This is a genomic window from Paenibacillus humicus NBRC 102415, assembly GCF_004000905.1.
Taxonomy (GTDB): Bacteria; Bacillota; Bacilli; order Paenibacillales; family Paenibacillaceae; genus Paenibacillus_O; species Paenibacillus_O humicus.
On the sequence record NZ_BIMD01000002.1, the window covers coordinates 1 to 15,803 of the forward strand.

14 protein-coding genes are annotated in these 15,803 nt (G+C 60.8%); 11 read left to right on the forward strand and 3 right to left on the reverse strand.

From position 1 onward, the window contains the following. The coding region (locus tag PHU01S_RS25550; protein WP_164762942.1) for a hypothetical protein at window positions 1–279 on the forward strand (279 nt) is incomplete at its 5' end. Between the two features lie 138 nt (window positions 280–417). Here the strand turns inward: PHU01S_RS25550 and PHU01S_RS01940 are convergent. Both PHU01S_RS01940 and PHU01S_RS01945 read right to left on the reverse strand, forming a co-directional pair. Then, complete coding sequence (locus tag PHU01S_RS01940; protein WP_127505822.1) at window positions 418–1,596, reverse strand: glycosyltransferase; 1,179 nt, start codon at window positions 1,594–1,596, stop codon at window positions 418–420. 55 nt (window positions 1,597–1,651) lie between these two features. Next, complete coding sequence (locus tag PHU01S_RS01945; protein ID WP_127505824.1) at window positions 1,652–2,380, reverse strand: glycosyltransferase; 729 nt, start codon at window positions 2,378–2,380, stop codon at window positions 1,652–1,654. A 407-nt stretch (window positions 2,381–2,787) separates the two neighbouring features. Here PHU01S_RS01945 and PHU01S_RS01950 point away from each other — a divergent pair, with 407 nt between their 5' ends. The 8 genes from PHU01S_RS01950 (at window position 2,788) to ppk1 (ending at window position 11,187) form a co-directional block, all read left to right on the forward strand. Continuing rightward, complete coding sequence (locus PHU01S_RS01950) at window positions 2,788–3,297, forward strand: phosphatidylglycerophosphatase A family protein (RefSeq protein ID WP_048749075.1); 510 nt, start codon at window positions 2,788–2,790, stop codon at window positions 3,295–3,297. A gap of 365 nt (window positions 3,298–3,662) precedes the next feature. Further along, window positions 3,663–3,851, forward strand: coding sequence for a glutamate decarboxylase (locus PHU01S_RS01955; protein WP_048749077.1), 189 nt, complete (start codon window positions 3,663–3,665; stop codon window positions 3,849–3,851). A 43-nt stretch (window positions 3,852–3,894) separates the two neighbouring features. Beyond that, window positions 3,895–4,788, forward strand: a complete 894-nt coding sequence (gene accD / locus PHU01S_RS01960; protein ID WP_048749079.1) for an acetyl-CoA carboxylase, carboxyltransferase subunit beta — start codon at window positions 3,895–3,897, stop codon at window positions 4,786–4,788. Next, window positions 4,778–5,908 (forward strand): acetyl-CoA carboxylase carboxyltransferase subunit alpha, encoded by a 1,131-nt coding sequence (locus PHU01S_RS01965; RefSeq protein ID WP_127505826.1) that lies wholly within the window; start codon window positions 4,778–4,780, stop codon window positions 5,906–5,908. The genes accD and PHU01S_RS01965 overlap by 11 nt, the downstream gene beginning before the upstream one ends. A gap of 200 nt (window positions 5,909–6,108) precedes the next feature. Then, window positions 6,109–7,863 (forward strand): pyruvate kinase, encoded by a 1,755-nt coding sequence (gene pyk, locus PHU01S_RS01970; RefSeq protein ID WP_127505828.1) that lies wholly within the window; start codon window positions 6,109–6,111, stop codon window positions 7,861–7,863. Window positions 7,864–8,035: 172 nt separating this feature from the next. Beyond that, window positions 8,036–8,557, forward strand: a complete 522-nt coding sequence (locus PHU01S_RS01975; RefSeq protein ID WP_048748583.1) for an acyl-CoA thioesterase — start codon at window positions 8,036–8,038, stop codon at window positions 8,555–8,557. Then, a complete protein-coding gene (locus PHU01S_RS01980) occupies window positions 8,554–8,979 on the forward strand; it encodes an FxsA family protein (RefSeq protein WP_021880355.1) in 426 nt (141 codons plus the stop codon). The genes PHU01S_RS01975 and PHU01S_RS01980 overlap by 4 nt, the downstream gene beginning before the upstream one ends. Window positions 8,980–9,093: 114 nt before the next feature. Then, entirely contained in the window at window positions 9,094–11,187 is a 2,094-nt protein-coding gene (gene ppk1, locus PHU01S_RS01985) for a polyphosphate kinase 1 (protein WP_049867851.1), read from the forward strand. A gap of 142 nt (window positions 11,188–11,329) precedes the next feature. Here the strand turns inward: ppk1 and PHU01S_RS01990 are convergent, their stop codons facing one another. After that, on the reverse strand, window positions 11,330–12,868 hold the full coding sequence (locus PHU01S_RS01990) for a Ppx/GppA phosphatase family protein (RefSeq protein ID WP_048748584.1): 1,539 nt from the start codon (window positions 12,866–12,868) through the stop codon (window positions 11,330–11,332). Between the two features lie 381 nt (window positions 12,869–13,249). Between PHU01S_RS01990 and citZ the strand changes: the two genes are divergently transcribed. Next, window positions 13,250–14,362 carry a citrate synthase gene (gene citZ / locus PHU01S_RS01995; protein WP_048748585.1) on the forward strand — a complete coding sequence of 371 codons (1,113 nt, stop codon included), beginning with the start codon at window positions 13,250–13,252 and terminating at the stop codon, window positions 14,360–14,362. Window positions 14,363–14,494: 132 nt separating this feature from the next. Continuing rightward, window positions 14,495–15,790 (forward strand): NADP-dependent isocitrate dehydrogenase, encoded by a 1,296-nt coding sequence (gene icd / locus PHU01S_RS02000; protein ID WP_048748586.1) that lies wholly within the window; start codon window positions 14,495–14,497, stop codon window positions 15,788–15,790. Window positions 15,791–15,803 lie beyond the last annotated feature (13 nt).

Sequence of the window (15,803 nt, forward strand, 5' to 3'; positions counted from 1 at the left end):
GCAGCCGGCTCTGTCCCGGCTGAGCCGCGCCGCGCAGCCGCCCCTCGCGGGGCGCAGCGGCTGTACGTCAAAATCGCGGCGGACCGTGAGCATCCCGCCGTCCTGGAGCGCCTCAAGGCGCTGCTGGCCGGCCATCCGGGTCCGCTGGGGACCGTGCTCTTCTACGAGAGCGAGGGCAGGACGATCGCGCTCAGCGAGCGTTACAAGGTCAAGCCCTCTCCCGAGCTTATGGGCGGAATCGAAGGCTTGCTCGGCAAAGGCTCCGCTGTCGTCAAATAACAGCCGGTCCAGCCGGCTGCCCCGGCGTCTTCCCGCGTCTCCCGAACAAGGCCGTTCCCCCTTCCAGAGGGGGGACGGCCTTTTCGCATGGACGGCGGACGGAGGCCCCGGAATGCGGGGCGGCATCCTAGACGGCATTCATAACGACAGCAGCCGATCCAGCGCTTGGCATAGATGCGGATGCTTCCCCGAAGCCTCGAGAGCCCGCTTCTCCTCGAGAAACAGCTTCTCCTCCGCGCTCGGAACGAGGAAGCCGCATTCCCTGATCAAATTCCGCACGGGAAGGTCGTAGCGCGTCAGGCGCCCGACGGATTCCAGCATCGCCCTGAAGGAGCTGGTCAGATGGAAGAAGGGACGCTCGGACTCGTTCCGGCCGAGGGCATAGATATCATCCAGCACGCTGCTGACGTCCCGGTAGGACATAAGGATCGGAGGATGGGCAAGCAGCAGGGCAAGCATGCCTACCGTCCGGTATTTTTGCTGGAACAGGAAAAAATTGATCTTGCCCTCCTGCCCGATGGACGTCTGGAGCGGATGCTCCTGGTGATAGGTCGGGACGGAGCTCAGATGGACGAACCGGTATCCGTTCTTGAACAGGCGGTAGCCCATTTCGATATCGTCCGCTCCCCAGCCGTCGTACTCCTCGAACAGGCCATGAACCTCGAAGGCAGCCCTCTCCAGCGAGAGATTTCCCGTCCCGGCCATGATCCAGGGCAGATGGAAGCCGTGGAACCAATCTCCATATAGGCTGATCACATTCTTCACGAAGTAGTTCCCATGCGGATTTTCAGCCGTCATGTCGAGATACCGGCCTTCCAGAATGTCTTCGCGTTCGAAAAGTGCCGGAGGATCGGGAAGCATCCGGGTGCGCAGCCACTTTCCGTGCAGATCCGGATGGCGGACGAGCAGCTCCTCCGCCTGCAGCAGCTGGCCGGGGGACAGCTGCGGATCCAGCCGGGTATAGGATTTGCGGACCGCGAACAGTCCTCCGGCGATGAGGCGGCTATGCTCCCTGTGAAGGCTCATATGGGCTTCGATGAACTCGGGAGGCACGATGATCTCCGCATCGAGGAAGATGAGATGCTGTCCGCGCGACGCATGGATGCCCATATTGCGGGCTCGGGGCCGGCCAATGTTCCTCGTCAAGCGGTAATACCGGAATTCGAACGGGAAAGAGCGGCCGGAGGCGATGCCGGGGGTCTCGTCGTCCGAAGCGTCGTCGATCATGATGACCTCGACCTTGGACAGATCGTACGTCTGCGCTTCGAGAGAATACAGCGTGAGCAGATTAAGCGGATAGCGGTTATGGGTCGGCATGATGATGCTTACCTCGATCGCGATAAGGAGCGCCTCCTTTTCAGACGGCCCGGCATCAAGTCCTCAGCCTGCTCTTGATCCATCGATCCAGCAGCGGCCACCAGCGCTGCCGGGTCGCTTCGGCTTCCAGCTCGATGACAGGCAGATTGCGGATTGTGCCCATCCCTTCGTGGACCCGGTATTGGATCAGCGCCTCATCCACATATTGGAAATCTGCTCCGCTCAGGACGGCGCGGAACCATAAGTCGTAATCATGGGTGTAAGGCAGCGACTCGTCGAACAGGCCAAGATCCAGCAGCAGTTTTTTGCGGGCTACCACCGTGCAGCCGTTGATCGGGCAGTAGTGCTCGAATGCCTTCAGAAAGTCGCTGACATGGGCATATTTGGGCGTTACGTTCCGGCTTGTGACATGACCCGTCCCGTCAATGACGTCGTAATCGCTGAAGGATATTTCTCCGTTTCTCGGAATCATGTGCGCCAGCTGCTTCTCCAGCTTGCCCGGATAGAACCGGTCGTCGGAGCTCAGCCAGGCGATGTAGTCGCCCGCGGCGATCGCTATGCCGGCATTCAAGGCGCTGGCCGTGCCTCCGTTGGATTTTGCGCAGAGGTAAATCCCTGGAAACTGCAGATAGGGCAGCAGCAGCTCCCTGTGCAGCGTGGATCCGTCGTCCACGACGACGATTTCCTTGTTGGGATAGGTTTGCTCCATCGCGCTTTGGATCGCGCTGCCTATATAGGGGTCGTTGTAGAACGGAATGATGATCGATACCAACGGACTGGACAAAGGGGACAGCTCCTCCTTATCGCGCGTTTCGCTTGTTTTACGACAGCGTATGTGCGCCGTTCCGAGCTTGCACCGGATATGCGCCTTGCCCCGCCGAGGCCGGGCTTGTCCGGCTTGCGGGACCGTCCGCCGACGGGAGTCCGGGCCAGCTCCCGGTGAGGACGGCGGTCCCGGCCCTAAGCCTCGCCGCCGCCTGATGCGCCGCTTGCTTCACCGGAAATTAACGGAACATTTCCCGGGACACGCGCATAGAGTAGGAAACACAAGTCGTCAGGCTTGGGCTACCATGGCGGTCGAGCCGGGGCGAGGGAACAGGGACAAGAGGGGCGGCCGGATGGCCGCGCCTCTACTCGTGTCTCCGCTTCCGGCCGCCGTTCTCACGGCAATATTTGCGGGAGGGAATGCGGATGAGTTCCGAAATGGAGCGCTGGCTCGGCCGGCGCGGCGTAACCGTCGATGATGTGGCTTCAATCGTGCTTTCCCTGCAGCTTCCCTACAATCCTCTGCTCACGATGGAGGAATGCACGGAAAGCGTGCGCACGGTGCTGGGCAAGCGGGAGGTCCAGTACGTGCTCTACACGGGCATCGCCTTGGATGAGCTGGCGGAGCGCAAGCTGCTGCCGCATCCTTTGCAGGCCATCATGGAGAAGGACGAATCGCTCTACGGCGTCGACGAGACGCTGGCGATGGGCATAACGAACGTATACGGAATGATCGGCTTGACCAGCTTCGGATATCTCGACAAGGTCAAACCGGGCATCATCAGCCATCTGAACGACAAGACGACAGGCAAGGTCCACGTCTTCCTGGACGACCTCGTGGCGGGGCTGGCCGCCGCCGCTTCCGCCCGGATCGCCCATCAGGATCCCAAGGCGCTGAGCTACAGCGCGTTGGACGCGAGCGAAACCTCGGATTGAAAAAGAGGGATTCCGCATGCCGGGGACGAATGTACCTGCTGAAGCTCCGGCATGCTCCTTCAGCTCCGTGCGCCGCGAGGCGCCGGAATGCCCGAATCCAGCCGGACGAACAGAGATCCATCGGCTTCGCCGCAAGCTTCTTCGCATGTGTTCAAGACGTTTTCTTTTCCCCTTCCTCTCGGGACGGAGGACAAGCCTGGCAAGGCCCTAGCGGCCGCAGAAATACTCCTTCCGACCCTTTTCCAATCCGCAATCCGGGCCGAACGCGCCGATCCGACAGTCCTGTTTCTTGCGGGAAATTATTTTCCTATGCTATGATTGTGAGATCATGTGGCCTGTTTCCGGAATATCAGGAGGTACCTTTCATGTGGACGGTCATCTACATCGCGCCTACCGCGAGAATCGCGGAGAGGATCCAAAAACGGCTGACGGAAGAAGGCTTTCTCGTACAGACACGTCCGATAAACATGTCCAAGCAGCAATACGAGATTCTCGTTCCGTCCGGAGAGCTGGAGGAAGTCCAGGAGGTCCTGAGCTCCATTCTTCATTCGTGATGGCCGGTTCGACTATACTTTAGCGTCTTGAGAGGTGTCACTCGTGTTCAAGGACTTATTTCATAAACGCAAATACGCGACCGTTCCGTCGGAACGGGAGCGCAGCGACAGCCAGGAGCGTCCCAAACGGGACATTCCCGAAGGGCTGATGAACAAGTGTCCCAAGTGTGGGACGATTCAATTCAGCAAGGAACTGGAGAAAAACCTGAAAGTATGTCCGTCATGCGGGCATCATTTCCGGCTGAGCGCCTGGGAGCGTATCGGAATGACGCTCGATGACGGACGTTTGTCTGAATTCGACGCCGATATGATTTCCGAGGATCCGCTGGAGTTCCCGGGCTACGCCCCCAAGCTGGAAACCCAGAAGAAAAGCTCCGGCCTGAAGGATGCTGTCGTCACGGGCACCGGCGAGATCGGCGGCTTCCCCGTCGTCGTCGCGGTCATGAGCTTCGACTTCTTCAGCGGCAGCATGGGCTCGGTCGTCGGGGAGAAGATTACCCGCGCGATCGAGCAGGCGCATGAGCGCCGGCTGCCTATGATCATCTTCTCGACTTCGGGCGGCGCCCGGATGCAGGAGAGCATCCTGAGCCTCATGCAGATGGCCAAGACGAGCGCAGCGCTGGCCAAGTTCCAGTCGGACGGCGGCCTCTACATCTCCGTCATGACGGATCCGACCACCGGCGGCGTCACGGCCAGCTTCGCGAGCCTTGGCGACTACAATCTGGCCGAGCCCGGCGCCCTGATCGGCTTTGCAGGCCGGATCGTCATCGAACAGACGATCCGCCAGAAGCTGCCGGACAATTTCCAGACGGCGGAATTCAACCTGCAGCACGGTCAGCTGGACCGCGTCGTTCACCGCAAGGACATGAAATCGACGCTGACCCGCGTGCTGGACATGCATGCCCCCGTGAAGGAGGAGACAGCCCATGGCGTCTGAATTGCCTTTTGAGAAGCCGCTCGGCGACCTTCGCCGCAAAATCCAGGAGCTGAAAGGGCTCAGCCAGGATACGGGCATCGACTTCACCGACGAGATCGCCCGTCTGGAAGCCCGCTGCAAGCAGCTGGAGGACGAGATGTACAGCGAGCTCAGCCCTGCCCAGAAGATGCATCTGGCCCGCCACCATCAGCGTCCGACCTCGCTCGACTTCATCCATGACATCTTCACGGATTTCCTGGAGCTGCACGGCGACCGGCTGTTCGCGGACGATCTGGCGATCGTCGGCGGCCTGGCCAAGCTGAACGGAGTGCCGGTGACGGTCATCGGCCATCAGCGCGGCAAGGATACAAAGGACAACATCGCCCGCTTCTTCGGCAGTCCCCATCCGGAGGGCTTCCGCAAGGCGCTGAGGCTGATGCAGCAGGCCGACAAGTTCAAGCGGCCGATCATCACCTTCATCGACACGAAAGGCGCTTATCCCGGCAATACGGCCGAGGAACGCGGCCAGTCGGAGGCGATCGCGCGCAACCTGCGCGAGATGGCTATGCTCGGCGTGCCGGTCGTCTGCGTCGTCATCGGAGAAGGCGGCAGCGGCGGAGCGCTGGCTCTTGGCGTCGGCAACCGCGTCCTGATGCTGGAAAATGCCATCTACTCCGTCATTTCTCCCAACGGCGCCGCTTCCATTCTCTGGAAGGATGCGTCCAAGGCGGACCAGGCGGCCGAAGCGATGAAAATCACGGCGAAGGATCTGCTGTCGTTCGGCATCATCGAAGAGATCGTGCCCGAGCCCAAGGGCGGCGCGCATCGGGGCCAGGCGGAGCAGTCGGCGTTCATCAAGGAAGCCGTGTGGCGCCATCTGCAGGAGCTGTCGCTTCTGACCCCGGAGCAGCTGGTGGAAGACCGCTACGAGAAGTTCCGCAAGATCGGCCGCTTCACGTTCGCCCCGTCCGCTCCGGCCGTCGAAGGGCCGCAAGGGCGCGAGCCCCAGGCCGGAGGCGACCCGCAGGAGCGCTTGAGCGGCGAGGCGGCGGTCGAGACCAGGGCCGCTCCGGTTGAAGCGGGCGCGCCGGAGGCCGGAGAGGCATCTCCCTCCGCAGCCGAATCCGCGCGGGTCCATTAAGAGAACCTGCCAGGCAATGACGGGCGCTGCCGCCTTGGCAGCGCCCGGAGCCATGTCCGCATGCATAGGCCATCTTGGCCGGAGCCTGGTTCCCGCAGGCCGGGACAAGCTCCAAAAGCGATGTCTATATTTTTGCCGATTGTGGTAGAATGATTGATAGTGTTCACAAGCAAGCTATATTGATGGAGGAATTCATACCCATGCGCAAAACAAAAATCGTCTGCACCATCGGCCCATCCAGCGAGTCTCTGGAAAATACCAAGAAACTGATTCTTGCCGGCATGAACGTCGCCCGCCTGAACTTCTCCCACGGAGATTTCGAGGAGCATGGAGCGCGCATCACCAACATTCGCCAGGCATCCTCGGAGCTCGGCAAGACGGTCGCGATCCTGCTCGACACCAAGGGTCCCGAGATCCGCTTGGGCAAGCTGAAGGAAGAGCCGATCGAGCTTTTCCAGGACGACTACATCGTGCTGACGACAGAGGAAATTCTCGGAGACCGCCACCGGATTCCGGTTACCTATAAGAATCTCCCTGCCGACCTGAAAGTCGGCTCCACGGTGCTCATCGACGACGGCCTCATCGGCCTCACCGTCGCCGACATCCAGGGCACGGAGATCAACTGCCGCATCGTCAACAGCGGCCAGATCAAGAGCAAGAAAGGCGTCAACGTGCCGGGCGTGCATATCTCCCTGCCGGGCATCACCGAGAAGGACGCGAACGACATCGTGTTCGGCATCGAGCAGGGCGTCGATTTCATCGCCGCCTCCTTCGTGCGCAAGGCTTCCGACGTGCTTGAGATCCGCGAGCTGCTGGAGCGCCACAATGCGAGCCATATCCAGATCATCTCCAAGATCGAGAATCAGCAGGGCGTAGACAACCTCGACGAGATTCTCGAAGTGTCCGACGGCCTCATGGTCGCGCGCGGCGACCTCGGCGTGGAGATTCCGGCCGAGGAAGTGCCTCTCGTCCAGAAGAACATGATCCAGAAGGCCAACCTGGCCGGCAAGCCGGTCATCACGGCGACGCAGATGCTGGATTCCATGCAGCGCAATCCGCGCCCGACGCGCGCAGAGGCGAGCGACGTGGCGAACGCCATCTTCGACGGCACGGATGCGATCATGCTCTCCGGCGAGACCGCAGCAGGCAAATATCCGATGGAATCCGTCCTGACGATGTCCCGCATCGCCGAGCGCGCGGAATCCGCGCTGGACTACCGCGAGATCCTGGTCAAGCAGGCGAGCGCGCAGCAGACGTCCGTCACGGAAGCGATCAGCCAGGCTGTCGCCAACTCCGCCCTGGATCTGCAGGCCAAAGCGATCGTTTCCTCCACGGAGAGCGGGTATACGGCACGCATGGTATCCAAGTACCGTCCTAAGGCTCCGATCATCGCGGTTACGACGGATGAGCGCATCATGCGCCGCCTGGCTCTGACCTGGGGCGTCATCCCGGCCAAAGGAGCGAACGCCGACACGACGGACGAAATGTTCAACATCGCCGTTGAAGGCGCGCTCAACACCGGCCTTGTGAGCCTTGGCGATACGATCGTCATTACGGCCGGCGTTCCGGTCGGACGCGCCGGAACGACGAACCTGATCAAGGTTCACCATATCGGCGAGCTTGTGGCCAAAGGCCAAGGCATCGGCAGCCAGACGGCAACCGGCAAAATCGTGCTCGCCCGCACGCCGGAGGAAGCCATCGCCAAAACGAAGCCGGGCTCCATCCTCGTCACCGTATCGACCGACAAGGACTTCATGCCCGCCATCGAGAAAGCGGCGGCGATCCTGACGGTTACAGGCGGCATCACGAGCCATGCGGCTGTCGTCGGCCTCAATCTCGGCATTCCGGCCGTCATCGGCATCGAAGACGCCTTCGAGCTGTTCCAGGACGGCATGGAAGTGACCGTGTACGGAGAAATGGGCGTTATTTACACCGGACAATCCCAAGTCCTCTAAAGCGGTCCGTCATCCGAGAGGTCCGGCCGCTCGGGACGACCAGATAGAGCTGTGCAGGCCGCATCCGCGCCCTTCCGACCCGCGAGGGACCGGCAGGGGCGGCGCGTTTTGCACGGCTTTTTCTTTTTTGCAGACCATGCCGGCAAGCGGGTACAGAAAGGATGGCAAGAGCATGAAAGCTGAAGCTTGGCATCTTCATCCGATTCGGGTGAGATACAAGGAAACGGATGCCATGGGCATCGTCTTCCATACGAACTATATGGTCTGGTTCGAGATCGGCCGTACCGAGCTGATCCGCTCCGCCGGGTATCCGTACCGCCGCATCGAGGATGAAGGGCTGCTGCTGCCGGTCGTGGACATCGACTGCGCCTTTCATTCCCCGGCCCGTTATGACGACTGTCTTCTGATCTGTACCCGGGTGGAGAGCTACACGCCGATGAGAATGGCTTTCCGGACGCAGATCCGCCGTCTGCCGATCGAGCCGGGCGATCAGCTTCCCGTCGCATATCCTCCGGGCGAGGCGGATGCAGCCGGAGCAGGACTGCCCGGCGAGCTGCTGGTGTCCGGAGGGACGCGCCATGTATGGGTCGGCAGGGATTTCAAGCCTGCGAGGCTGGATAGGCGGCTGCCCGAGTTGTACGCTTTTCTGAAGCAGCATGCGGGCGAACCGGCCCGGAAAGGGGCGAATCGATGAACAAGGCCAGGCAATGGGGATTCATGCAGAAGTTCATGCTCGGGATTGCGGCTTATATCGTGGCGGAGGTCATCGTCATCATGCTCGTGTCCCGCTGGATCGGAGGCGCCGGCGTGGTGCTGCTGATGGCCGGAACGGCGGTGCTCGGAGGCGTTCTCGCCCGCACCCGCGGTCGCAAGGCGTGGGAGGAAATGAGGCTGCGGATGGGCAGGGGAGAGCCGCCGGGCCATGCGCTGCTCGACGGGCTGTGCATCCTTGGAGGCGGCTTGCTCCTTGTGCTGCCGGGCTTTATCGGGGACATCGTCGGGTTGACGATGCTGCTGCCGTTCACGAGAGGCTTTTACCGGGCCAGGCTGTATCGGCTACTGGAGCGGCTGTTCCGCGGAGGCGGGGGAGGGAAATTTTTCATCATCGGCCGCTGAGCCGGGGACGCGCATGCAAAAAGATGAGCATTTACCGTCCTTTTACAGCATCTTAATATAGAAGAAACAGTTGCGCCGCATAATAGGGACAACGAGCAAGGAGGCTTCTGACCCATGACAAAAGCATTGTCCCCCTATGTGAACCGGGACCTCAGCTGGATCGAATTCAACCGGAGGGTTTTGGGCGAAGCCCAGGACGCCTCGACGCCTCTCCTCGAAAGAGCGAAGTTTCTCGCGATCGTATCGAGCAATCTGGATGAATTCACGAGCGTGAGGATGGCCGGCATCCAGGACCAGCTCAAGGCCGGGTACGCCAAGGTCGATTTTACCGGCTACACCCCGCAGGGACTGTGGAAAAGACTGATCAAGCGCACCGGACAGATGGTGGCCGAGCAGTACCGGACTTACCGGGAAGTGATGCGGGGACTGTCCCGCGAAGGAATCGGGTTCAAGGAAATGGAGGATCTGAGCGCCGCCCAGGAAGCGGCCATGGACGAATATTTCCGGACGATCGTCTTCCCCGTCCTGACGCCGATGGCGGTCGACCAGAGCCGGCCTTTCCCGCTGCTGCACACCCGCGAGCTGTATTTGGCTGTCCTGCTCAAGGACGACAGCGGGGACAGCGAGGCCGATCCTTATTTCGCGATCGTTCAGGTGCCGTCGATATTGCCGCGCTTCGTGCCGATACCGTCGAGGGGCAACAGCAAGAAGATGGAATACGTGCTGCTGGAAGACCTGATTCAAGCCCATATCCATACGCTGTTCAACGGATACATACCGTTTGCCGTCCACTCGTTCCGCCTGATCCGCAACGCCGACTTGACGCTCAACGAGGAAGGCGCGGAGGATCTGCTGGAAGAGATCGAGAAGGAGCTGCGCCGCCGCCGCTGGGGCATGCCGGTTCGTCTGGAGGTGGAGGAGGGCTTCCATCCGTATGCGCTGGAGCTGCTCAAGGAGGAGCTCGAGATCGAGGATCATATCCTGGAGATCGGAGGTCCGCTTGATCTTGGCTTCCTCATGAAGTTTTCCTCCGCGCTGCAGGGCAGGGACAGCCTGCGCTTCCCGAGGCTGGAGCCGATCTATCCGCCGGAGCTCGAGGAGGACGACAGCCTGTTCGACGCCATCCGGCGCCGCGACGTGCTGCTCCATCATCCGTACGAATCGTTCGAGCCGATTGCCGACTTCGTGCAGCAGGCAGCGGAGGACCCGAACGTGCTTGCCGTCAAAATGACCCTGTACCGCGTCAGCGGCCAGTCCGAAATCGTGCGGGCGCTCGCGGCGGCGGCCGAATCCGGCAAGCAGGTGACCGTCGTCGTCGAGCTGAAGGCCAGGTTCGACGAGGAGCGCAATATCGCTTGGGCCCGTCAGCTGGAGAAAGCGGGCTGCCATGTCGTCTATGGCCTCGTCGGGCTCAAGACGCATGCCAAGATTCTGCTCGTCGTGCGACGGGAAGAGGGAATGCTGCGCCGTTACGTCCATGTCGGGACGGGCAACTACAACGACAGCACGGCCAAGGCGTATACCGACGTCGGCCTGTTCACCTGCCATCCTGTCATCGGCGCCGATGCCTCGGCGCTGTTCAACGAGATGACAGGGTATTCCTCCCCATACGAGTGGCAGGCATTCGCCGTCGCGCCGACCGATCTGATGGATAAGCTGTTCCGCCTGATCGACCGGGAGAAGGAGCATGCCTTGGCAGGGCGCGGCGGTTATATCGCGGCCAAGATGAATTCCTTGTCCAATCAGGAAATGATCGACAAGCTGTACGAGGCTTCCCAGGCCGGCGTCAAGATCGACCTCATCATTCGCGGCGTCTGCTGCTTGCGGCCGAGCGTGGAGGGGCTGAGCGAGAATATCCGCGTCTTCAGCCTGGTCGACAGGCATCTGGAGCATTCGCGGCTGCTCTATGTCCGCAACGGCGGGGCGGAGGAGGTGTACCTGTCCAGCGCCGACTGGATGACGCGCAACCTGACGCGCCGGATCGAGCTGATGTGCCCGGTATTCGACGCCAGTCTGAGGGAGAGCCTGGTTGCGATGCTGGAGCTCATTCTGAGCGACAATGTCAAGCTTCGCGAGCTGAAGCCGTCGGGGAGCTACGAGAAAGTGCCCGATGCGGACCGGCCTCCTCTGCGGAGCCAGTTCGTCGCGGAGAAGATCTCTTCCTGGAAGCAGCCGGGCACGGACGATGCCGGCTTGATCCATTCCTAGTCCCGCTTCCTTCATCCCCAAAAGAAACAGCCGTCCCGGATCGAAGCGGGACGGCTGTATCGGTTATGGAGTGGACCCGGCTTTGCGCAAGAGAAGGGGCGCAGCCTGTTCATCCGCTCGATAGAAGATCCGCAAAAACCGGTCAGCGGATGGACAGAGTGGGCGTCAGGCCCCATATTTTGGCGAACTCCCGTCCGCCGTCCTCGATTTCCTGACTTTCCAGCGCAAGCGAGCCGGAGGGGCGGATCGCCTGCAGCTGCAAGGAAGATCCCTTGATGGAGATGTCGAGGCGGCTGACCGGCTGCGTCTCGCTCCGGTCGAGCGTGGCCGCCAGCTGGAGGAGCGAGCCGAGCAGCGCGGCCGCTTCGGCATCGCTGTCCTCAAGGAGGGACGCGAAGGGCTCCAGCTGGGACTTCAGGCGGCTGCGGCTGTGGAAGGAGGCGACGGCGGCGGTCAGGACATTTTCGCGGTGCGTCATTCCGTTCAGGCTGCAGTTGGTGAGCAGGTAGAACGTATGCTTCGGATAGGCCGCATGGTCGATCGAGGCTCCGATCCGGTACAGGATGGAAGCCGCGTCGAGCACGACCGCAGCCCGCCCCCCGAGCGACTGCAGGCTTGACGCCGCCTGCGTGTCCTTGAGGCTGTCCAGCAGCTCCAGCGACAGCCGGTTGACCTGATTGACATGAGCGAGCGGAGCTTCGGGATAGAGGGCGTAAGTATTGCTTACGCTGTAGCCGAGCACGTCGTCGAGCCGCGGCCGATCGGGGAACTGGGAGGCGAAGAACAGCCCGTCGCGCAGCCCTGCCGCGCACACCCTGTACTCGGTTGCTCCCGTCAGCCTGCGGAACAGCAGCAGGACCGCCAGCCCCGGCAGGATGAGATCGACCCTATCCTTGGACAACCCGGGGAATTTGCGCCGCTTGTCCATCGGCATGTCCCGCAGCGTGGCGAAGAGGCGTTCCGCATCTTCGGACGGCATGGAATAGTTGTGGGTTTGCGGGAAAGGATATTTCCGTACCGCTTGATGGATTTTCGCTAGGGAGCGGATTGTCCCGCCGACGCCGACCATCGGGAGGCCGGGAGACCAAGTCAGCCAAGGCTCCTTGCGGGCGGCTTCGGACACCTCGGCCTCCAGCGCCTTCAGCCCTTCGTCGTCCAGCATGCCTCCCTTGAGGAAGCGGCGGGAGAGGCTGACGCAGCCGAACGGGAAGGAGACGCTCTGGACGAGCGTGCGGTCGCGGAACAGGGATATTTCCGTGCTGCCGCCCCCGATGTCGATGAGGAAGCCGTCCTGGATATCCATCGTGTTGACCATGCCGAGAAAGCCGCAGGAGGCTTCCTGTTCACCGGGAAGCAGCTCGACATGCAGGCCGGTTTCGGCGTTCAGCACGGCGATGACCTCTTCCCCGTTGGCCGCATTGCGGAGGGCGGCTGTCGCTACCGCGCGGATCGTTCCCGTCCGGTGGTGGGCGCAGATCAGGCGGAAATGGCCGAGAATCTCGACCAGCTCCCGCGTCGTGGCTTCATCGATTGTTCCGTCCGCGGTAATTCTCGAGCTGAGCCTCGCCGGCCGCTTGCTGCCGTCGATGACGCGATGCGCTCCCGAAGCCGTCTGCTCGTAGACAACGAGTCGGATGGAATTGGAGCCGATGTCGATGATGCCGGTTCTCTGCTCGTTCATGACTTCTCCTCCTTGAAGCCGCCGGTCGGACCCGGCGGCGGCATAGTCAGTCCAGTGTACCATTTCGGCGGCAGGCCTTTCCAATCGCAGCGGCAAAGAGGCGGCAGGAAAGGAAATTGTTCAGCAACAAGATAATTCTATGATACCGATAAAGCAATTTTATGTCGCAACAAGTTGGATTCGGACGCAAAATTCGTTATGATAATAGGGACGACTGATTCATTCGGTTTTTCGTGGATCTCTTCCAGCCTCTTATCACACTGCCGAGGCGCAGCATGAAGGCGCTGCCAAGATGCGGACTTCCGTCCTGCATCTGTAATCCCATGTCCGCATACTACTATTCGCCCTGCTACCCAGGCCGAAGCCAAAGGAGAGATAACTATGACAGCTACCAAAGGACTTGAAGGCATCGTAGCCACAACCTCGTCCATCAGCTCCATCATCGACGGCGTGCTGACTTACCGCGGCATCGACATCGACGATCTCGCTGAGAACGCAACCTTCGAAGAAGTGGCCTACCTGCTTTGGTACGGCAAGCTTCCGACCGCATCCGAGCTGGAGCAGCTTAAATCCAAGCTGGATCAATATGCCGCGATTCCTTCCGAAGTCGTGGAAGGCATCAAGCTGTATCCGAAGGACACGAACTCCATGGCTGCTCTCCGAACCGCCGTTTCTTCGCTGGCGCTGTACGATCCTGCCGCCCAGGATATGTCCAAGGAAGCCAACGTAGACAAGGCGATCCGCCTTCAGGCCCAGCTTCCGACCGTCATCGCAGCGTTTGCGCGCATCCGGGAAGGCAAGGAGCCCGTCGCTCCGAAGGCCGGCCTGTCCGTTGCCGCCAACTTCCTCTACATGCTCTCCGGCGACGAGCCGGACGAAGTCGCCGTCAAGGCGCTTGACCAGGCTCTCGTTCTCCATGCGGACCATGAGCTCAACGCGTCGACATTCGCAGCCCGCGTCACGGTCGCTACGCTGTCCGACATCTACTCCGGCGTCGTGTCCGCCATCGGCGCGCTGAAGGGACCTCTCCACGGAGGCGCCAACGAAGCCGTCATGGTCATGCTCGAGGAGATCGGATCCCCGGACAACGTGGAATCCGTCATCAACGAGAAGCTCGCCAACAAAGAGAAGATCATGGGCTTCGGCCATCGCGTCTACAAAAACGGCGACCCGCGCGCCAAGCATCTTCAGAAAATGTCGCAGGAGCTCGGCAAGCTGAAGGGCAACATGGACCTGTACAACATGTCCGTGCACATCGAAGACATCGTAACGGGACAAAAGGGCCTGAAGCCGAACGTGGACTTCTATTCCGCTTCCGTCTATACGACCCTCGGCATTCAGCGCGATCTGTTCACTCCGATCTTCGCGATCAGCCGCCTGTCCGGCTGGACGGCGCATATTCTCGAGCAGTATGATAATAACCGGCTGATCCGCCCTCGCGCGGAATACACCGGTCCATCGAACGCGAAGTTCATCCCGATTGAACAACGCTAATCCATAAGCTCATGCCCCGGCACGCTGCCGGGGCAGGCTTCATTCATCCCGGCTTGTTCCTTTTTGGACGAGCCGCATCTGGATGGACATCATCGCACGGCCGCAATCATATCAGAGGAGGAATACCCACTCATGCCGCAACTCGAAAAATTCGCGCTCCCGACCGAAGGCGAGCAAATTACGATTCAAGACGGAAAACTGCAGGTTCCCAGCAATCCGATCGTGCCTTTCATCGAAGGCGACGGCACCGGCCGCGACATCTGGCGCGCTTCCAAGCGCGTCCTTGACGCAGCTGTAGAGAAGGCCTACAACGGCGAGAAAAAAATCGCCTGGTACGAAGTATTCGCCGGAGAAAAAGCGTTCAACCAATACGGCGAATGGCTGCCGGCCGATACGCTGACCGCGATCCGCGAATACATCGTCGCGATCAAAGGTCCTCTGACGACTCCGATCGGCGGCGGCATCCGCTCCCTGAACGTCGCTCTCCGCCAAGAGCTCGACCTGTACGTCTGCCTGCGCCCTGTGCGCTACTTCGACGGCGTGCCTTCCCCGGTGAAGCGTCCCGAGCTCGTGAACATGGTCATCTTCCGCGAGAACACGGAAGACATCTATGCCGGCATCGAGTACCAAGAAGGAACGGACGCTGTGAAAAAAGTGCTGTCCTTCCTGCAGAACGAGATGGGCGTCAACAAGATCCGCTTCCCGGAAACTTCCGGCATCGGCATCAAGCCGGTATCGGCTGAAGGCTCCAAGCGCCTTGTGCGCGCTGCGATCGAATACGCGATCGAGCATGGCCGCAAATCCGTTACGCTGGTGCACAAAGGCAACATCATGAAGTTCACCGAGGGAGCCTTCAAAAACTGGGGCTACGAAGTGGCTGAAGCCGAGTTCGGCGACAAAGTGTTCACTTGGGATCAATACGACCGCATCAAGGAAGAGCAAGGCACGGATGCGGCCAACAAAGCTCAGGAAGAAGCTCTCGCAGCCGGCAAAATCCTCGTGAAGGATGCCATCGCCGACATCGCCCTCCAACAAGTTCTGACCCGTCCGACCGACTTCGACGTCATCGCGACGCTGAACCTGAACGGCGACTACCTCTCCGACGCCCTCGCTGCCCAAGTCGGCGGCATCGGCATCGCTCCAGGCGCCAACATCAACTACCTGACGGGCCACGCCATCTTCGAAGCTACGCACGGCACGGCTCCTAAGTATGCCGACAAAGACGTCGTGAACCCTGGTTCCGTCATCCTGTCCGGCGTCATGATGCTGGAGCACCTCGGCTGGCAGGAAGCGGCCGACCTCATCTACAAAGGCATGGAAACTTCGATCAACAACAAAACGGTTACGTATGACTTCGCCCGCCTCATGGAAGGCGCCAAAGAAGTCAAATGCTCCGAGTTCGCCGATCAAGTCATCGCCAACATGTAACTTACCAAAGCCC